The sequence below is a fragment of the Streptomyces sp. NPDC049687 genome (genome assembly GCF_044465285.1).
In the GTDB taxonomy this organism is placed as follows: Bacteria; Actinomycetota; Actinomycetes; order Streptomycetales; family Streptomycetaceae; genus Streptomyces.
This window is the reverse complement of sequence record NZ_JBITLN010000005.1, coordinates 109,413-128,860: the sequence shown is the minus strand read 5'-3', so window position 1 is coordinate 128,860 and position 19,448 is coordinate 109,413. Positions and strand designations below refer to the sequence as shown.

At 70.5% G+C, this 19,448-nt stretch carries 15 protein-coding genes; 8 read left to right on the top strand and 7 right to left on the bottom strand.

Annotated elements, in window-relative coordinates:
• Positions 1–177: 177 nt before the first annotated feature.
• Positions 178–1,263, bottom strand: coding sequence for an acyltransferase family protein (locus tag ACIBVL_RS17595; protein WP_399098433.1), 1,086 nt, complete (start codon positions 1,261–1,263; stop codon positions 178–180).
• Between the two features lie 253 nt (positions 1,264–1,516).
• On the opposite strand from ACIBVL_RS17595, the gene ACIBVL_RS17590 reads away from it, so the two are divergent.
• From ACIBVL_RS17590 to ACIBVL_RS17580, 3 genes are read left to right on the top strand one after another with little or no spacing between them, the layout of a single operon-like run.
• Positions 1,517–2,995 (top strand): glycosyltransferase family 29 protein, encoded by a 1,479-nt coding sequence (locus ACIBVL_RS17590; protein ID WP_399098060.1) that lies wholly within the window; start codon positions 1,517–1,519, stop codon positions 2,993–2,995.
• Complete coding sequence (locus ACIBVL_RS17585; protein WP_399098058.1) at positions 2,992–5,319, top strand: glycosyltransferase; 2,328 nt, start codon at positions 2,992–2,994, stop codon at positions 5,317–5,319. The genes ACIBVL_RS17590 and ACIBVL_RS17585 overlap by 4 nt, the downstream gene beginning before the upstream one ends.
• A gap of 4 nt (positions 5,320–5,323) precedes the next feature.
• Entirely contained in the window at positions 5,324–7,000 is a 1,677-nt protein-coding gene (locus tag ACIBVL_RS17580; protein ID WP_399098057.1) for a hypothetical protein, read from the top strand.
• Positions 7,001–7,054: 54 nt separating this feature from the next.
• Here ACIBVL_RS17580 and ACIBVL_RS17575 read toward each other — a convergent pair whose 3' ends face one another.
• The 5 genes from ACIBVL_RS17575 to ACIBVL_RS17555 form a co-directional block, all read right to left on the bottom strand.
• Positions 7,055–8,317 (bottom strand): NAD(P)/FAD-dependent oxidoreductase, encoded by a 1,263-nt coding sequence (locus tag ACIBVL_RS17575; RefSeq protein ID WP_399098056.1) that lies wholly within the window; start codon positions 8,315–8,317, stop codon positions 7,055–7,057.
• On the bottom strand, positions 8,314–8,724 hold the full coding sequence (locus ACIBVL_RS17570) for a GtrA family protein (protein ID WP_399098055.1): 411 nt from the start codon (positions 8,722–8,724) through the stop codon (positions 8,314–8,316). The genes ACIBVL_RS17575 and ACIBVL_RS17570 overlap by 4 nt, the downstream gene beginning before the upstream one ends.
• A complete protein-coding gene (locus tag ACIBVL_RS17565; protein WP_399098054.1) occupies positions 8,717–9,733 on the bottom strand; it encodes a glycosyltransferase family 2 protein in 1,017 nt (338 codons plus the stop codon). The genes ACIBVL_RS17570 and ACIBVL_RS17565 overlap by 8 nt, the downstream gene beginning before the upstream one ends.
• 164 nt (positions 9,734–9,897) lie before the next feature.
• Entirely contained in the window at positions 9,898–11,226 is a 1,329-nt protein-coding gene (locus ACIBVL_RS17560) for a polysialyltransferase family glycosyltransferase (protein ID WP_399098053.1), read from the bottom strand.
• A complete protein-coding gene (locus tag ACIBVL_RS17555; RefSeq protein ID WP_399098052.1) occupies positions 11,226–12,212 on the bottom strand; it encodes a glycosyltransferase family 2 protein in 987 nt (328 codons plus the stop codon). Before ACIBVL_RS17555 ends, ACIBVL_RS17560 begins: the two co-directional genes overlap by 1 nt.
• 197 nt (positions 12,213–12,409) lie before the next feature.
• Between ACIBVL_RS17555 and ACIBVL_RS17550 the strand changes: the two genes are divergently transcribed.
• From ACIBVL_RS17550 to ACIBVL_RS17535, 4 genes are read left to right on the top strand one after another with little or no spacing between them, the layout of a single operon-like run.
• Complete coding sequence (locus ACIBVL_RS17550; protein ID WP_399098051.1) at positions 12,410–13,756, top strand: DUF6716 putative glycosyltransferase; 1,347 nt, start codon at positions 12,410–12,412, stop codon at positions 13,754–13,756.
• Positions 13,757–13,788: 32 nt separating this feature from the next.
• Positions 13,789–15,006, top strand: a complete 1,218-nt coding sequence (locus tag ACIBVL_RS17545; RefSeq protein WP_399098050.1) for a cytidylyltransferase domain-containing protein — start codon at positions 13,789–13,791, stop codon at positions 15,004–15,006.
• Positions 15,007–15,019: 13 nt separating this feature from the next.
• Positions 15,020–15,958, top strand: a complete 939-nt coding sequence (locus tag ACIBVL_RS17540; RefSeq protein WP_399098049.1) for an N-acetylneuraminate synthase family protein — start codon at positions 15,020–15,022, stop codon at positions 15,956–15,958.
• 35 nt (positions 15,959–15,993) lie between these two features.
• Positions 15,994–17,088, top strand: coding sequence for a hypothetical protein (locus tag ACIBVL_RS17535; RefSeq protein ID WP_399098048.1), 1,095 nt, complete (start codon positions 15,994–15,996; stop codon positions 17,086–17,088).
• Between the two features lie 7 nt (positions 17,089–17,095).
• Here the strand turns inward: ACIBVL_RS17535 and ACIBVL_RS17530 are convergent, their stop codons facing one another.
• On the bottom strand, positions 17,096–17,758 hold the full coding sequence (locus tag ACIBVL_RS17530) for a class I SAM-dependent DNA methyltransferase (protein ID WP_399098047.1): 663 nt from the start codon (positions 17,756–17,758) through the stop codon (positions 17,096–17,098).
• Positions 17,759–18,070: 312 nt separating this feature from the next.
• Here ACIBVL_RS17530 and ACIBVL_RS17525 point away from each other — a divergent pair, with 312 nt between their 5' ends.
• Positions 18,071–19,309: an amidohydrolase gene (locus ACIBVL_RS17525; protein WP_399098432.1), complete on the top strand. Its 1,239-nt coding sequence runs from the start codon at positions 18,071–18,073 to the stop codon at positions 19,307–19,309.
• Positions 19,310–19,448: the final 139 nt, after the last annotated feature.

The following is a 19,448-nucleotide window of genomic DNA, read 5'->3' as shown; positions in this document are numbered from 1 at the left end:
TGTGGCTGCCCACACTGGCTGACGACTTCGCGATCCCCGACTTCTCGGTCGTGGACGCGGACCGGACACTCTCCTGGACGACGGCGAATGACCATGTGACCGGGCGGGAACTCGTCACCCGGGAATCGCGGCGCGATACGGAGTTTCCTGAGAATCGTGCCGCAATTCACCGGGAATTCATCCGCGCGGGGCCGCCAGCGCCTTCCGCAGCCTCGGCGTGAGCCGTTCCTCCACCAGTTTGTTCATCAGCCAGGCCAGCGTCAGCATCGATGCGATCGTCAGCGGGAACGTGCCGTACGAGGGCACCCCGAGCCGGCGGTGCAGGGTCTCGACCACGACCCAGCCCAGGTGCTCGTGCACCAGGTAGAAGGGGTACGTCAGCGCCCCGGCGACCGTCAGCCAGCGCCAGTTCACCCGGTCCAGCCGGCCCAGCGCGATCGCGCCGACCGCGACGAAACCGAAGGCGACGACGGCGATGATGCCCCAGGACGTGCGGTGGGCGAAGGCGTTCGGGTCGGAGACGTTCCACAGGGAGCGGACCGCGTAGTGCTGGCCGAGCAGGAAGCTGACGCCGACGATCCCCCAGGCGTAGGGGTCCCGGCGGTCGCGGTGGACCAGATACAGGCCGACCCCGCCGACGAAGAACGGGGCGTACTCCGGCATCAGCACGATGTCGAGCAGTGGCTGGTGCGCGCCCTGCGCGATCGCCGCCGCCAGGATCCAGCCCATGCAGAACATGATCACGCGGCGGCGGCTCGCGCCCGGCAGGACCACGCACAGCGCGAACAGGGCGTAGAAGCGGACCTCGGCCCACAGCGTCCAGTCCACGCCCAGCACCCGCTCCACGCCCAGTGGCTGCTGAAGCAGGGTCAGGTTCACCAGGACGTCACTGGGTGAGACCGCCTCGTACACCACCACCGGCAGTGCGAAGACCGCCGTCACCAGCAGCACCGCCACCCAGTACGCGGGCAGCAGCCGGGCCGCGCGGGAGGCGAAGAACGAGCGCAGGGTGCGGCCCCAGCCGCTCATGCAGATGACGAAACCGCTGATGACGAAGAAGACCTGGACGCCGAGGCAGCCGTAGGCGAACGGGGTGTGCAGGGTCGGGAAGACCTTCGCCGCCGAGGCGCCCCAGGCGTGGGTGATCTCGCCGCCCCGGCCGCCGTAGTGGTAGCAGGCCACCATGAGGGCCGCGATCAGGCGGAGGCCGTCCAGGGCGCGCAGTCGCCCGCCGGACGAAGCCGCCTTCAGGGGGGCCACCACGGCGGTGCTCCCCTGTGCCGTGTTCACGACCGTCTGTGTCACGCCGGTGTCCCTCGGAATTCGAATGAGTGCCGTCCATGTGGACCCTATGGCGTCACCCGCGAAACTTCTGTTCGACGGCATCAGCATTCGCTTCGCTGTTTCGAGGGGTTCACCTGGGCGTCGTTTTCCTTTCTTACGTTCTCCCAACCTCCCATCGACGAGCAGTAGTTCCGTGTCATTTTCATACGTCAGTTCAGATGCCAGGAGAACCATGACGAGGGTCCGCAGCAAAGGGTCAGACACCAGGCCGGGAAGGCCCTCGTCAGCGCCTTCCCCGGTCACGCTGGACGACTGCCTGCGCGCGTGCTCGGCGCACAGCGGCAAGCTGGTCGGCAGCCTCGACCCCCGCCGTATCGCCCTCGCCGAGGCACTGCGCCAGCTCCTCGCCCTGTGGGCGACCCAGGAGACGGCCGCGCCGCCGGTCACGGCCACCAGTCTGCTCAGGCGCACCAAGGCCGCCGCCACCGGCGGCGGCAACCTCGGCAACGACGTCCTCGACGCGCTGCTCAACGTCGGCAACAAGGCGGTCGTCTGCGCCTACGACGACGAGCTGAACCTGACGCTCGCCATCACCGACACCATCCTCCACCAGCGCCGCAACTCCCGCGCCGGCTGGCGGCTGCGCGGCCGGCTGCTCGAGGCGATGGGCCTGCCCCAGGCCGCCGCCGAGGCCTACGAGCGCTACCTCGAGCTCACCAAGGAGGACGGCTTCGGCGTCCGCGCCCGCGTCGACGGCATCCACGCCGCCACCGAGGCCCGCACCGAACTGCTCACCCTCCTGGAGCGCACGGTCCCGGAGTCCGCCCGCTTCCGCGACGCCCCCGCCACCGACGTCTGGGCCGAGGGCCTCGCCGCGCACGCCGTCGGCGACCAGCCCGGCGCCCAGGCCCGCCTGGTCGGCGCGCTGCTCGCGATGGACCGCCAGGGCAGCCCCGAGCAGGAGGTCCAGGAGGCGCTCGCCCACTACCTCGACCTGGCCACCTCCCAGCAGCCCCGGCCCACCGCCGAGCTCACCCGGGCCCTCGCCCTGTACGCGGACACCCGCCGTAACCGGATGCGCGGCCCGGTCCCCGACCCCCTGTTCGGGGGCGTGCAGTGGCTCAGCCTCGGCGAGTTCCGCAACCGGATCGCCGGCAAGTCGATCTGCCTCGTCGCCAACTCCGGCACGGTCGGCGAGAGCTCGCTCGGCTCGCAGATCGACGGCTACGACCTCGTCGTGCGCTTCAACTCGTACCGCATCGACCCGGCGCACACGGGCAGGAAGACCGACATCCACGTCACCATCCACAAGCACAACTACAACTGGGACAAGCAGGTCGACACCCGGCTCGTCTTCAGCGGCAGCTCGCCCGACTGGAAGTACTCGGTCCGCAACAAGCTGATCCCGGGCGCCCAGACCCACGTCAACGACGAGTCGCTGCGCTGGCCGGTGCGCACCATCGGCGGCTGGACCACCGAGCAGTTCGCGGCCATCCCCACCTCCGGCTTCAACATGCTCTGGCTGCTCGACTTCCTCGACGTCAGCCCCACCCTCGACCTGATCGGCTTCGACTTCTACGAGAGCGGCGCCTACCGCCTCCCCGAGGCGATGAAGCTGGCCATCACCAACGTGCACGAATACGGCAGCGAGAAGGCGTGGGTCATGGAACGGGCCCAGAGCGTCTCCGGCATGAGGATTTCCCTGCGATGACCACTTCCATATCCGCCCCGGCGGCCCCCGTCACCGACGCCGCCGCCCTGACCGGCAAGCGCCGTATCGCCTTCGCGAGCTTCGTCGACGAGAACTACCTCCCCGGCTTCCTGGTCCTGCTGCGCTCCCTCGCGCTGTCCAACCCGGACGTCTGCGAGGACTTCCTCGTCCTCCACGACGACCTGCGCCCCGCCTCCGTCGCCGCCATCCGCGCCCTGCACCCGCGTGTGCGGTTCCGCCGCGTGGACGCCGACCACTACGACTCCTACGTCAAGGGCGACCAGGACAACTACCTCGTCCGCAAGGCGTACTTCATCCTCGACGTCTTCCGGATCCGCGACTACGACACCGTGATCACCCTGGACACCGACATGGTGGTCCTCGGCCCGATCACCGAACTCCTCACCCTGCGCCACGGCCTCGCCGCCGTCCCGCAGTTCTTCTACGGCGACAAGACCCGCATGCTCAACAGCGGGCTCCTCGTCATCCAGAAGGAGTACCTCACCGACGAGTTCTGCGCGAAGATCGACGCGATCGGCCGCGCAGGCACCTACGAGCTCGACAAGCACGACCAGGGCATCCTCAACGCCCTTCTCGACGGCGACTTCGTCGATCTCGACCCCAGGTACAACTTCGTCAAGCGCCGCCTCTCCGGCGATCTCCCCGTCCCCGAGGAGACGGCCGTCCTGCACTTCACCGGCCGCCACAAGCCCTGGCAGGGCGGCGAGGCCGGCTACGGCCAGGCGCAGGAGCGCTGGTCCGAGTTCGAGCTGACCGACGCCGAACTCCACGCCGCCTACCTGGAGGCCGGCGACACCCTCCACCACGACCTGCTCGTCCACTACGGCACCCCGCACGTCGAGCGCACCGGCGACGTCGACACCGCCCGCAAGGTGGCCCTCGCCCACATCGGCGCCGGCGACTTCCAGGCCGCCGTCGAGATCCTGGAGCGCGTGCACCTGCCGGTCGACGAGGCCTGGCCGCACGAGGTGTACGGCAACGCCCTGATGAGCGTCTCCCGCTACGAGGAGGCCAGGGCGCAGCTCCACCTCGCCACCGCCGCCCCCAACCGGGCCGCCACCGCCTTCTCCCGGCTCGCGCAGATCGCCTGGGTGCACGGCGACGACACGAAGGCCCGCGAGTACGCCACCGCCGGCCTCACCGTCGACCCCACCCACCGCGCCAGCCGCATCTGGCACCAGCGCACCACCGGCATCCCGGCCCAGTCGGCCGGCCGCCCCGAGGACCAGCTCGCGCACGTCGCGTTCTACATGGACCGCCAGGGCAACGCCGGCGACAAGCTGCTCCCGGAGAGCGTCCGGCTCGCCTTGGGCAAGGACACCACCTCCCGCCGCTGGCACTCCGTCCACGCCCACCGTCTCTTCGACGAGGCCGCCCTGGAGCGCGTCAACGCCCGCAAGGGCCTGGTCATCGGCGGCGGCGGGCTCTTCATCCCCGACACCATGCCCAACGGCAACAGCGCCTGGCAGTGGAACGTCCCCGACGACCTGCTCAGCCGCATCGACGTGCCGATCGCGGTCTACGCCGTCGGCTTCAACGCCTTCGACGGCCAGTCCTACCGCGCCAACCGCTTCAGCGAGTCGCTGCGCCTGCTCGTCGAGCGCTCCTCCTTCTTCGGCCTGCGCAACCACGGCTCCATCGAGAAGGTGCGGGCGATGCTCCCCGCCCACCTCCACGACAAGGTCCGCTTCCAGCCCTGCCCGACCACCGTCACCCGCCAGCTGGTCGACGGCTGGAAGGACCCGGCCTCCCGCGACGACACGATCCTCGTCAACGCGGCCTACGACCGCGCGGGCCTGCGCTTCGGCCACGACTACGGCCACTTCCTCGCCCAGATGGCGAAGGCCGTCAAGGACCTGGGCGCGCTGGCCGAGGTGCGGTGCGTGGCGCACTCCCTCGACGACGAGAAGATCGCCTTCGACCTGCGCCGCGAACACGGCGTCTCGCTGCCCGTCATCCCGATGTACGACTTCGACAACGACGAGATCCGCGAGCTGTACGCCCGCACCAAGCTGGTCATCGGCATGCGCGGCCACGCCGGGATGATCCCGTTCGGCTGCGGCACGCCGATCATCAGCCTCATCTCGCACCCGAAGATGGCCTACTTCCTGCGCGACATCGACCGCCCCGAGTGGGGTGTCTCGGTGCACGACCGCGACCTCGCCGCCGTCCTCGTGGAACGCTCCCGCGACCTGCTCGCCGACCACGACCGCACGGTCGCCGATGTGCACGGCCGCCAGCAGGAGCTGTGGAAGACCACCGAGGCGAACGCGGCCGACCTGCGCACCATCCTGGGCGGCTGATCGCATGGCGACGACGACCGTCCCGGTCGGCGCGCCGCCCGCCCCCCGCGCCCGCCGGTCACCCCTCTGGTGGCCGGTGGTCGCGGTACCGGCCGCGGCGGCCGTCGTGTACACCGTGCTCACGCGGCGCCTCACGGGCGATCTGCAGTACGTGCTGGCCGCCCTGCGCCTGGGCGGCGAGGCCGGCTACTCGCCGTCCGAGGTGTTCACCCACCGCCCGTTCTTCTACCGGTGGTTCATCGCCCTGCTGGACATGCCCACCTCCGGCGGCGTGGTCGTACGGGAGACGATCATCGAAGCCGAGGGCGCGGTCGTCGTGGCCGCGGCGGCCCTCGCCCTGTACACGGCGCTCCTGCGCCGGGCCGCCCCCCGCGAGGCGGCCCTCACGGCGGGCGCCACCGGACTCGTCCTGGTCCTGGCACCGCGCACGGACTTCCTGCAGCCCGAGTGGACCGCCGTGGTGCTGACGGTCTTCGGCATCGCGGCCGCGCTCGGCGTCCGCAGGCCCTGGCCGGCCGCCCTCCTCGCCGCGGTCCCCCTGGGGCTCGCGGTGATGATGAAGTACTCCACCGCCTCCACGGCCGCCTTCGGCGTCCTCCTCCTCTGGGCCGTCGACCGCGGCCGCGCGGTACGCGTCGCCCTGGTCGCCGCACCGGGCGCGATCGCGCTGTTCGGACTGAGCGTCCTCGTCGGCTCCCACGAGCTGCAGTGGACCGAGGACATGCCGCGGATCAACCAGTCGGCCCTCAGCCGCACCGGCATCCGCCCCGGCTTCATCCTCCACCGCTCCTTCGAGTTCCTCGGCGACCGGGCCCTCCTCACCCCGGTGCTGCTGCTCCTGCCCGGCGCGCTGCTGCTGCTCCTCAGCCGGGTGCCCGGCCGCGCCCGTCGCCTGGAACTGCTGACGATCGCCCTGCTCATCGGCTTGGGCTCGCTGGCCGTGGTGATCGTCCAGGGCAACTGGTTCCCGTACCACGCCGTCCAGCTGACCGTCTTCGCCGCCGCCGTGTGGGGCCTCGCGGTGGGCGGTGCGCCGAAACCCCCGTGGTGCTTCGGCGCGGTGTCCCTGCTGTACGGCACCCTGCTCGCGCTCTACACCCACTTGCCCAAGGGGGTACAGCGCCCGGCGACGATGTGGGTGCTCGGGCTGATCGCCCTGCTCGCCGCGGTGGCCGACGTCCGGCTGCGGGGCCGGCCCGGCCGGTCCGCCGCCCTGGTCGCGCTCGCCGGCGTCGTCCTGCTGGCCGGACCGATGTGGCCCAGCTCGCCGCACCTGGCCCAGTACGGCAAGGTGTCGCTGACCAACGCGGGGTTCCACCGGAACTCGGAGATCAAGAAGGAGGACGCCGACCGGCTGCGCGCGCGGCTCCCGGCCGGCGCCAGGGTGCTCTACCTGGCCTTCGGCGACACGGTGTACTACGTCGACCACCCGGCCCAGTGCCGCTACCCGATCGCCACCTTCCTCCAGCGCACCCGCTTCATCCCGGACGTGGCCGACCTGGAGTCGTTCAAGGAGAACGCGGACTGCGTCGACCACGATCCGGCGCCGTACGCGATCCTCGACCGGGCCTGGTTCCGGCTGGCGAACGTCGACGCCGGACTGCGCCTCCGCGTCCGGGCGACGTACGACTGCCCGCCGCTGGAGCCGAGGACACCGCTGGTGGTGTGCAAGCGGAAGTGACCACGAGGAAGGGGCCCCGGTCGACCGACCGGGGCCCCTTCCTCGTGCGGTGCGTCAGCGCAGTCCGAGGGACGCGGTCACCTTGCGCGCCATCTCCACCGAGTAGCTCTGCCCCCGGTCCTGCGGGTAGATCTGGGCCATCGTGGCCAGCGTGACCCGGCTCATCGGGGTCTCGTGCGGCGGGATCAGCGCCCGGTACCGTGGCGTCACGACGGGCTGGGCGAAGCCGGCCTTCGAGAAGTGCCAGTCCTTGATCCAGGACGGGTCGAAGGCGGGGTTGATCCGCTTCAGGTACGGCACGAACGCGTTCAGCAGCTCGCCGGGGTCGGTGGTGAAGCGCCAGTCCTCGCGCTCGACGTAGTTGCCGACGTAGAGGATGTGCCGTCCGCCGTACACGGCCGGGTCGATCATCTTGGTGTGCTCGACCACCGCGAGGAACGGGAAGTCCGGCTCGTTGATGTTGAGCCAGTAGTAGGGGATCACGCTGCGGTCCATCTCCAGCACGAAGCAGGTCGCGCCCAGGTACTGGTTCTTCCACACCGTGTCCTCGGCGGGCAGCCCGGCCGCCTTGGCGAAGGCGGGCTGCGGGGTGGTGACGATCAGGTGGTCGAAGACGTACGACGACCCGTCCACGCAGGTCACGACCGGGGTGTCGGCCTCCTGCCGGATCGTCTCGACGGCCTTGCCGAACTCGACCTTCCCGCCGCGCTCCTCGATCCCGTCCCGCAGGGCGGCGTAGACCCGCTCGAATCCTCCGTCCACATAGCCCAGTTCGAAGGTCCGGCAGTGGATACGGGCCCACAGCCACGCCATCGACACCTGCTCGGCGCGCTCGCCGAACTTGCCCTTCAGCAGCGGCTCCCAGATTGCCGCGGTGGCCTTCTTCCCGGCGTTCCTGCGCAGCCAGGCGAGGGCGGTGAGGTCGCTGTAGCGCTCGCCGTTCCGAACAGCCTTCAGCACCGCCGAGGAACCCGCGAAGCGCACCGCGTCCAGCGGGGAGAACTCCGGGAAACGCAGCATGTCGAAGGGGGTGGTGAAGTCGATCAGCTTCCCGCCGCGGTAGATGCCGGTCGTCGGCTTGTGGAAGCGCAGCGCGTCACCGAGACCGAGCTCCTCGATGAGGGAGATCATCGCCTTGTCGCTGCGGAAGATGTGGTGGTAGTAGCGCTCCAGCGGGACTCCGCCCACTTCCAGGGAGGCGGCCAGACCGCCGAGTTCGGCCGCCGCCTCCAGGATGGTCACCTGGTGGCCGGCGCGTACGGCGTCCCAGGCGGCGGTGAGGCCGGTGGCGCCGGCGCCGATGATGCCGAGGTTCACGCGAAACTCCATTTTTTGTTGAGCACGAACTGCAGCGCGAGGACCAGGGGCATCGAGCCCAGCTTCACGAGGTTCGCGCTGACCCCGAGGCCGTCGGTGAAGGCGAGGAAGAGCAGGTTCGTCAGGGCGATGCCGCTCAGGCCGACGGCGTAGAAGCGCAGGAAGCGGACGACGATCCGGTCCCGGGCCTCGAAGGTGAACCGTGCGTTGAGGACGAAGTTGTTGGTGATGGCGAGCGTGGTGCTGATCGCGTTGGCGAACTGCTCGTTCAGCCCCGCCCCGTTGTGCAGCAGCAGGAAGACGACGAGGTCGAGGACGACACCGCTGCCGCCGATGAAGGTGTAACGGACCAGTTGGCGCACGGTCCTCGACTCGGGCGCCTGGATCCTGGCCGTGGTCTCAGTCATCTGCCCCGGGCCCGCCGATCACCTCGCGCACCAGATACAGCGGACGCCCCTGCGCCTCGCTGTAGATGCGCCCGACGTAAGTGCCGATCACGCCCAGCGACAGCATCTGGACGCCGCCCAGGAACAGCACGACGACCATCAGCATCGTCCAGCCGGAGACGGTGATGTCGGGCCGGAAGAACTTCATCGCCAGCGCGTAGACGATGCCGAGCAGCGAGAGCGCCAGGACGATGAAGCCCAGCCGGGTGATCATCTTCAGCGGCACGGTGGAGAAGCTGGTCACGCCGTCGATGGCGAGCTTGGCCATCTTGCGCAGCGGGTACTTCGTCTCGCCCGCGAAGCGCTCGTCGCGGTCGAAGGACACCTCGGTCTGCCGGTAGCCCATCGAGGCGACGATCCCGCGCACGAACCGGCTCTTCTCGCGGTACTTGCGCAGCTCGTCGGCGACCCGCCGGTCAAGGAGGCGGAAGTCCCCGGTGTCCAGCGGGATGTCCACCTCGGTGGAGGAGCGCAGGACGCGGTAGTACAGGTGCGCGGTGGTCCGCTTGAACACCGTGTCCTGGCGGCTGCGCCGGCGCGCGTGCACGATCTCGGCGCCCTCGCGCCAGGCGTCCACCAGTTCCAGGCTCACCCGGGGCGGGTCCTGGAGGTCGGTGTCCATGACGATCACCGCGTCGCCCCGGGCGACGTCCAGACCGGCGGTGATGGCGATCTGGTGACCGAAGTTGCGGGCGAAGTCGACGATCCGGACCCGGTCGTCCTTCTCGGCGAGGGCCTTGAGGATCTCGAGCGAGCCGTCGGCGGAGCCGTCGTTGACGTACACCATCTCGAAGTCGAGCTCGGGGCGGCCGGCCAGAGCGGCGGTCAGCTCGGTGTGGAAGGCGGCGATGCCGTCCCGCTCGTTGTAGACCGGCAGGACGTACGAGATCAGGGGCCGGTCCTGCGGGGCCGCGGCGGCGGCCAGGGTGAGCGCGGCGGAAGCGGGCGGGCGTATGTCCTGCTGGGTCATGTCTGCCCGCCCGCCATCCTGAACGGGGCTTGGGAGAACGCTATGTGCAGCATTCCGGGAAGCTATGGAGCCAGGGTTAACACCTCCCCAACTCCTCACGTCCGAGGAGCAGCTTCCCCATTGCTCTTCAGCTTTTCAGGTTTATCCGGTCGGCTCGTGACACATCAGCGCTTGATCGCCTTCCGCAGTGCCTTGGCCCGCCGTGCGACCCGCCGGGCCGTCGAGTTGTGCGGAAGGAACGACAGCCGCTCCGGGATACCGCCGGGAAGCCCCAGCGAGGTCAGCCGCTTGCGCTTGAAGTAACGCTGGGTGCGCGGGCCGAGTTGGCCGCGCAGATAATCCTCGGCCGCCGGACGGAGACCGGAAAGGATCTGCGGCTGCATGACGAATCCGACGGCGGAGACCAGCCCGGTCAGCGTGTCGGCCGGAATGGTCCCGTCCTTCTCCGCGAGATCCGGCAGCAGCGCGTCCGCGAGCACCACCGGCACCCGGTTGCTGTTCTGGAACGGGGTGAGCCGTTCCAGCAGCGGTTCCGTGCCGATCCGGGCGACCGGAAGCTCGTAGAACGCGGAGGCGGTGAACAGCGCGGTGGAGAAACAGCCGACGACCAGCGCGGGCCGCGCCTTCTCGAACAGCACCTCGGCGAGCACCGGCGTGTCCAGGACGGTGAGCCCGACGCCCAGCTTCTCCGCCTCCGCCTCCAGCAGGCGGCTGTAGCGGGCGGGCGCGCTCGGATGCGGTTTGAAGACGACCGTGCGGTGCCCCCGGGCCACCGCGCCCCGCATCATCCGGACATGCAGGTCCTCCTCCTCCTGCGCGGAGAGGATGCCCAGCGCGGACAGATACTGGCCGAGCAGCAGCGCCGAGTCGTCGGGCAGCGGCGGCAGTTCCGGTACGGCGTCGGCGACCTGTCCGAGCACCTTCAGGAACGCGCTCGTCGGCACCGTACGGGCGGGCACCTCGAACTCGGTCAGCAGGAGCGGGACGAGCCCCGGCACCAGGTCCAGGTGGAGCAGCCGGCGCACCCGGGTCCCGATCAGCGGGTCGAGCTTGTTGCGGGTCGGGCCGTAGCTCATCAGGCCGTCGGCGTACACCTCGATCGGCGCGCCCGGGAACACCTGGGCGACGGCCTGGGCGGGGTTGACCTGGATGGACTCCAGGACGATCTCCACCCGGTCCTCGCCGAGGCCCCACAGCAGCCGCAGGTACCGCTCGAACAGCGGGACGTCGTCGGGGCGGGGCGACCAGGCGCCCGGGTGGAAGGGGCTGATGGCGTCGTTCCAGGACAGCACCGCGTCGAAGCGGTCCCGCAGCGGCTCGAAGCCCGGCATCTCGTCGACCGCCGGGGTGGTCTCCGGGTTCGTCGCGTTGTTGCACACCAGCAGCAGCCGCCGGTCCGCCGCCGGGAAGGAGTCGGCGTCGAGGGCGGCGGCCAGGGTGGCCGCGCCGTACAGCGTGGAGGCGCAGAAGATCTGCGTCGTCGTGGGTGCCATCAGGCGGCCGCCTTCGCGCTGGTGATCTGTCGCCTCAGCCGCCGCAGCTTGGCCGAGCGGCGCAGGTCCATGGTGTCGAGAACGTCGGTGAGCAGCTCCTGCGGCATCCGCTTTATGGCCGCCGAGCTCATCGTCCGCAGCTGCTTGGCCACGGCCGGCTCGAACTTGTCGATCTCCGCGAGGTGGTGGGCGATGATCGCGCAGTAGGTGCGCACCGCCTTCGGCAGCAGCCGGTCCGCCTCCCGGTCCTTCGCGGTCTCCTCGATCACCTGGTCGAAGGCTCGGATGAAGTCCAGCTGGCGGACGTCACCGATCTGGGTGAGGGAGGAGGCGACTCCCCGGCGGTAGAACACGCCGTGCAGGTTCAGCACCGCGAACGACTCCGCCTCCCGGTGCAGCCGCCAGATCCACGGCCGGTCCTCGGCGGTCCGCAGCCCGTGCGTGAAGTGCAGCAGACCGCGGTCGAGCAGCCGGCGATGGTAGGCGCCGGCCCAGGCGTAGGCGTAGTCGACGGACGTGGAGCGGTCGACGGGCAGGATCGCCTCGCGGGGGCTGAGCACCTCGTCGCGCCGCCCGAGCGGATGCCGTACGACGGTCCGGGTGCGATCGGTGGCCTGCACGTGGTCGGTCCGTACGAAGTCGCAGCCCAGCGACTCGATCGCGGTGACCAGCTCGGTCAGATGGCCGCGGGCGAGCCAGTCGTCGCCGTCCAGGAACGTCAGATACTCGCCCGTCGCCGCGTCCAGCCCGGTATTGCGGGCGGTGGCGAGTCCCCCGTTCTCCTCATGGCGGACATAACGAACCTGGGCGACCTCGGAAAGCTCCTCGACCGCACGCTGAAGAACGGCCGGAGTTTCGTCCTTCGATTTGTCGTCCACCAGTACGAACTCGAAGTCCGGCCGGGCGTTGAAGCGAAGGCTTCTGAGGGTGTCCGGTGCGTATTGCTGGACGTTGTAGAACGGCACGATCACGGAAAGCTTTGGCACGGCGAAATCCTAGGAGGGCCGCCGACAGCGGAACTTTCCGTTGGGGAGACAGGGGGTGAACTCAATGTGTCGGAACGGTGCATCCCGTGTGCGTGACCGTTTCCGGCGAGCCAGTTCGGTGTCCGGTGGGCTGCTGTTAACTTTTCGTTGAGTCGCGGTTGGGGCAACCCTGGGTTTTGCTTTCTAGCGTCTTCGGCGTGCCAGCAAGTACTGCGAACCCCCCACGGATTGCCGTCCTGGCGGACTCCGACACCCGCTGGAAATGGGGTGCGCTGACCGCCTCCAGGATCGTGCCCGGATCCCCGAGCGGGGTGCAACCCGCCCCCGTCCTCGACGGCTTCCTCCTGCGCGGCCGTGCCACCCCCACCCCGCGCCAGCTCGCGGAGGTGGGCGTGCGTGCCGACTCCCTGCGCGAGGTGACCGCCGTGGAGTTCCTGCGCGCCATGGCACAGACCTCGTACGACGTCCTCGTCCTCGCTCTGGTCGGTGGCGGCGTCCAGGCGGTCCTGCACGGCCTGAAGCGGGTCTGGGAGGGCGACGCCGACCGGCCCGTCGTCGTCACCGGGTACGTCGGCGTCGTCTACGAGAAGCTCGCCGACGGACTGCTGCTGCGGCACGGCGCCGACCTCGTCCTCGCCAACTCCCGCCAGGACGCCGACCGTTTCCGCGCGGTGTACGACGGCGTCGGCGCCGACTCCTCCTCGGTGACCGAGGTCGCCCTGCCGTTCCTCGGCGGCGCGCCCTACACCGGGGAGCACGACCCGTACACGGTCGTCTTCGCCGCCCAGCCCTCCGTACCGGAGAGCCGCAAGGACCGCACGTACCTCCTCGACCGGCTGGTCCGGCACGCCCGGCTGCACCCCGAGCGCGAGGTGCTGCTGAAGCTGCGCTCCAAGCCCGGCGAACACACCACCCACATCGAGGAGCTGCCGTACCAGAAGCTGGCGCAGCGGCTCGACCCGCCGCCCAACTTCCGCCTGGTGTACGGCAACATGGGCGAGGTCCTCGACCGCACCGACCTCATGGTGACGATCAGCTCCACCGCGGCCCTGGAGTCCCTCCACCGCCGTATCCCCACCGTCGTCCTCAGCGACCTCGGGGTGCGCGAGGCGCTCGGCAACCACCACTTCGTCGGCTCCGGCTGCCTCGCCTCCTGGGACCAGCTCGACGCCGGCCACCGCCCCACGCCCGACGAGGAGTGGGTGTCCCGGCAGGGCGTCGCCGCCGGGGGTGCCCCCTCCGGGGGAGGTTCGTACGCCTCCTCATGGGACGTGGCCCGTGAACGCATCGCCAAACTGCTCGACCGGCCCGGCGGACTGCCGCCCCTCACCCCCTACTACACGCCCGCCACCGCGCCCGGCTATCTGCCCGGCATCCTCGCCCGCCACCACCTCGGCCCCGACGGCAGCCCGCTGCCCGGCGCGCCCGCCGCCGACAGGGAGCCCGGCCCGGTCCGGCAGATCGTGCGCCGGGCGGCGCGCGGCGCCTACCGGCACGGGGTGCAGCGGGTGGCGCCCGTCATCCGGCGGATGGGGGAGCTGTGAGCGGTTTTCCGGAGTTCCTAGGAGAGAAGCCCATGACCGACTCACCAGCGAGGGTGCGCCGCGTCCTCGCCGTGATCCCCGCGCGCGGCGGCTCCAAGGGAGTGCCCGCGAAGAACCTGGCTCCGGTGGGCGGTGTCCCGCTGGTGGCGCGGGCGGTCCGCGCATGCCGGGCGAGCCGTCTCGTCACGGACGTGGTGGTGTCGACCGACGACCAGGCCATCGCGGCCGCGGCGCGCGAGGCGGGCGCCGAGGTGGTGCTGCGCCCGGCCGCCATCGCCGGCGACACCGCCACCTCCGAGGCGGCCGTCCTGCACGCCATGGACGCCCACGAGGCCCTGCACGGCTCCCCGGCCGACGTGGTCCTGCTCGTGCAGTGCACCAGCCCGTTCCTCCTCCGCGAGGACGTCGACGGGGTGGCGGCCGCCGTCGTGGAGCAGGGCGCCGACACGGCCGTGACCGTCGCGCCGTTCCACGGTTTCGTCTGGCGCCACTCGGACGAGGCGAGCGAGGGCGGCTTCGGCGTCAACCATGACAAGTCCTACCGTCCGCGCCGCCAGGACCGCCCCCAGGACTTCCTGGAGACCGGCGCCGCGTACGCGATGGACGCGGCCGGCTTCCGCAAGCACCAGCACCGCTTCTTCGGCCGCACCGAACTGGTACGGACGGACCCGGCGCGCGTGCTGGAGATCGACGACCCGCACGACCTGGCGCGCGCACGGGCGCTGGCTCCGCACTTCGACGCGGACCTCCCCGGCTCCCTTCCCGCCTTCGAGGACGTCGACGCCGTCGTCCTCGACTTCGACGGCACCCAGACCGACGACCGGGTGCTGATCGACTCCGACGGACGGGAGTTCGTCTCCGTCCACCGCGGGGACGGCCTCGGTATCGCCGCCCTGCGCAGGTCGGGGCTGCGGATGCTGATCCTCTCCACCGAACGGAACCCCGTCGTGGCCGCCCGCGCCCGGAAGCTCGAGCTCCCGGTCCTGCACGGCATCGACCGCAAGGACCTCGCGCTCAAGCAGTGGTGCGAGGAACAGGGCATCGCGCCGGAGCGCGTGCTCTACGTCGGCAACGACGTCAACGACCTCCCCTGCTTCGCCCTGGTCGGCTGGCCGGTGGCGGTCGCGAGCGCCCACGACGTCGTACGCGGCGCCGCACGCGCGGTCACCACCCTCCCCGGGGGCGACGGCGCGATCCGGGAGATCGCCGGCTGGATCCTCGGACCTTCTCTCGACACCCTCACCAAGTAAGGAACGTACTGCCATGAGCACCAACTTCCGTCTGCGCAACTTCGGTTCGCGCGAGGTGGGCCCCGGCAAGCCCGTCTACATCTGCGGCGAGATCGGCATCAACCACAACGGTGAGCTGGAGAACGCCCTCAAGCTCATCGACGTGGCCGCCGAGGCCGGCTGCGACGCCGTCAAGTTCCAGAAGCGCACCCCCGAGATCTGCACCCCGCGCGACCAGTGGGACATCGAGCGCGACACCCCCTGGGGCCGGATGACCTACATCGACTACCGCCACCGCGTGGAGTTCGGCGAGGACGAGTACCGCCGGATCGACGAGTACTGCAAGGAGAAGGGGATCGACTGGTTCGCCTCCCCGTGGGACACCGAGGCCGTCGCGTTCCTCGAGAAGTTCGACCTGCCCGCCCACAAGGTCGCCTCCGCGTCCCTGACGGACGACGAGCTGCTGCGCGCGCTCCGCGCCACCGGCCGCACGGTCATCCTGTCCACGGGCATGTCGACCCCGCGGCAGATCCGCCACGCGGTCGAGGTCCTCGGCTCGGACAACATCCTCATGTGCCACGCCACCTCGACCTACCCGGCCAAGGCCGAGGAGCTCAACCTCCGCGTGATCAACACGCTGGAGATGGAGTACCCGAACGTCCCGATCGGCTACTCCGGCCACGAGACCGGCCTGCAGACCACCCTCGCCGCGGTCGCCCTCGGCGCCACCTTCGTCGAGCGCCACATCACCCTCGACCGCGCGATGTGGGGCTCCGACCAGGCCGCCTCCGTGGAGCCGCAGGGCCTCACGCGCCTGGTGCGCGACATCCGCACCATCGAGGCCTCCCTCGGTGACGGCGTCAAGAAGGTCTACGACTCCGAGCTCGGCCCCATGAAGAAGCTGCGCCGTGTCTCCGGCGTCGTCGCGGAGGCGGAGATCGCCGCGGCGGCGGGCGAGCCGGTAGCGGTCTGAGCGGCCAGTCACGACAACGGGACGGTCATACGAGGATGAGCCCCCGCGCCGGCAAGAACACCGGCACCACCCCCCACACCCTCGCGTTCGTCGAGAGTCCGGTGCAGCTCCTGAACCTGCTCGAATGGGCGCACGCGCGGCATCCGCAGCCCGCTCAGGAGGAGCCCGGCGCGGAGCTCACCCTCGTCGTCCTGTCCCCGAACGACCCGATGACCCGCGGCCAGTTGCGGCGCATGGCCGAACTGGCCCGCGACGAGGGGCACACGGTCCGCTGGGAGGAGGCGCGGGGCGGTACGACGGCGCCCTTCCGCACGATCGGCGGACTGATGTCGCTGCTGCGGCGGGCGGAACGGGTGGTGATGGGGGACCCGTTCTCACGTTATGTGCAGTTGCTGCTCACCATCACCAAGGCCGCCGACCTGGTCGTGGTGGACGACGGCACGGCGACCATGGAGTTCGTGGAACAACTCGCCCGTGGCGAACGCCTGGTGCGCTGGCACCGCAAGGGCGGCCGCCCCGGCCCCCGCGACCTCCTCTTCGCCCCGGTGTCGTCCGCGGCCAGGCGCCGGCTGACGCCGACCGAGGGGCGGCGGGTGGAGGTGTTCTCCTCCATGCCGATAAAGGAGAGCCCCGAGGGCGTCACGGTGACGGCCAACGCCTTCACCTGGACCCGAGCCCGGTTCGGGCCGCCGCGGGTCACCAAGGGCGCGGACATGGTGGGGACGTCGCTGGTGGAGACGGGGGTGGTGGACGCGGACCGGTATCTGGAGGCGGTGCGGGGCCTGGCCGCTGCGCATGGCGCGACGCGCTACTTCGCCCATCGGCGGGAGAGCGCGGAGAAACTCCATCGGCTGGCCGTGGAGACGGGGCTCGAGGTGGTCCGGCCGGACCTTCCGCTGGAACTGATCGCCCGGCGGGGGCCGATCGGCCGTACGGTGCTCAGTTTTCCGTCGACGGTGGTGCACACGCTTCCGCTGGCCCTGTCCGGTACGGACGTCCGGGTGGCGGTGTGCGACATCGATCCGGGCTGGCTCACCGAGCACGCCTCACCGAGGGCGCAGGGGTTCTTGTCGGGAGTGACGGGGACGGCACGGGATGTGCATCGGCTGGCGGCGGTGAGCGTGGTCTGAGGGCCGCTCACGGGGACGGTTTGCGGGCCAGGAGGAAGGCGCGGGGACGTCGGGTGCCCTCGTCCGGCTCCAGTACGACACGGGCCTGGACCTCCAGGCCGGTTGCGGCGAGCCGGTCGGCGACGGCTTCCGGCTCCCGGAAGCAGTAGCGCAGCGAGACGCTGTGCCCGAAACGCTCAGTGATGTGCACCTCCTCGCCGTGGCCCGTCTGGAACGCCAGGAGCAGATAGCCGCCCGGGGCCAGGACGCGGTGGAACTCCCTGACGGTGGTGGGCACTTCGCGGTCGGGGACGTGGATGAGCGAGTACAGGGCCAGCAGACCCGCGAGGGAGCGGTCCGGCAGGTCGAGAGCGGTCATCGAGCCGACGTGGAAACGCAGGTGCGGGTGGGCCCGGGACGCCAGTGCCACCATGCGGGGGGAGACGTCGACTCCGAACACCGGTACGCCGAGGCCGGCGAGCCGGCGGGTCACATGACCGGGGCCGCACCCGACGTCGGCGACGGGCTCGCCGCCCTCGCGCGCCTTGACCAGGTCGACGAACCCGGAGACCAGCGCTCTGTCCAGGTGACGACGGCCGAGGCCGTCGGGGAACTCCTCGGCGTACGCGTCCGCGATGGCGTCGTACGAGGTTCGGGTGGCGTGGAGGAAGTCGACGTCCAGGTCGGTCATGGGGGCGCAGACTACCGGGGACGCGCCCTCGTCCTCCTACCAACGGCCGAACCCGTCGAAGGCCCCGATCCCGGGGCGGTCCTCGCCGGGACGGGTCCGGAACGTGGACAGGGGCGGCGTGGTCGTGGTGGGTCGTGGTATGCGTGGGGGAAGGAAGAGGGCGGGTGACAGGCAAAAGTGAGCGAGTTTACCCACCCCCTTCAGCAGCCATGCGTCGCGCGGCCAACTTTTCTTCCGCCAACGGGTTGAAATTTTGTTGATCGGGTCAGTTGACCGCCTCGGCGTCCTACCCTTCAGAGGGTGAACCGACTGATGTCCCGAGAGTCCGAGGCCGATCCTTCGAAGCGCGCCCTGCCCGGCACGCTGCCGGAAGCCCTGCGCGCAGAGCTTGTCGCCTTCCGCCGCGACATGCACATGCACCCCGAGCTCGGCAACCAGGAGTTCCGTACCACGGCCGCGATCAAGGCCCGCCTGGAGAAGGCGGGGCTCAAGCCGCGCGTCCTCACCATCGGAACCGGCCTCATCTGTGACATCGGGATCGAGGAGGGGGAGCCGGTCGTCGGCGCGCCCATCCTCGCCATGCGGGCCGACATCGACGCCCTGCCCATCCCGGACACCAAGACCGAGTGCGCGTACCGGTCCACCGTGCCGGACCGGGCCCACGCCTGTGGTCACGACGTGCACACCGCCGTCGTCCTGGGGGCCGGCCTCGTCCTCGCCGAGCTGCACCGGCAGGGTCGTCTGCCGCGGCCCGTGCGGCTGATCTTCCAGCCCGCCGAGGAGGTGCTGCCCGGCGGTGCCGCCGACGCCATCGAGTGCGGCGCGCTGGACGGGGTCGGGCGGATCATCGCCGTGCACTGCGATCCGCGCGTCGACGCCGGGATCATCGGCCTGCGGGAAGGGGCCATCACCTCCGCCTGCGATCGCCTGGAGATCACGCTGGACGGTCCCGGCGGGCACACCGCCCGCCCCCATCTGACGACGGACCTCGTCACCGCGGTCGCGCGGGTCGTCACCGACGTGCCCGCGCTCGTGGGGCGGCGGGTCGACACCCGGGCCGGGCTGGCCGTCACCTGGGGACGTATCGAGAGCGGGCACGCCCCGAATGTGATTCCGCAGCATGCCGAGCTGGCCGGCACCGTCCGCTGCCTGGACATCGACGCCTGGCGGCAGGCCCCGGACATCGTCGTCGCGGCGATCGACGAGGTCGCCAACCTGCACCGCGCCAAGTCCGAGATCAACTACGTGCGGGGGGTTCCGCCCGTCGTCAACAACGCCGAGGTGACCGGGCTGCTGCGCGACGCGATGGTCGCCCGGCGCGGTGAGGAGTCCGTGGAGGGCACCGAGCAGAGCCTCGGCGGGGAGGACTTCTCCTGGTACCTGGAGCGGGTGCCCGGAGCCATGGCCCGGCTCGGGGTCCGGCCGCCGGGTGAGCGCACCGTCCGTGATCTGCACCAGGGCGACTTCGACGCCGACGAGTTCGCGATCACCGTAGGCGTGGAGCTGTTCACGGCCGCCGCGCTGCTGGACGCGGAGACCCGCCTCACCTGACGGTCACCACAGCGAAGGGGTGACCGAAAGGCGCCCCTTCGTCCCCTTGTGTCACCGACCCGTAACCGCCAGGACGCGCTTGTAACCCGGGGTCGGCACGAATCGATAACGGGAGCGAGGAACCCCGTTCCCCTCCTCG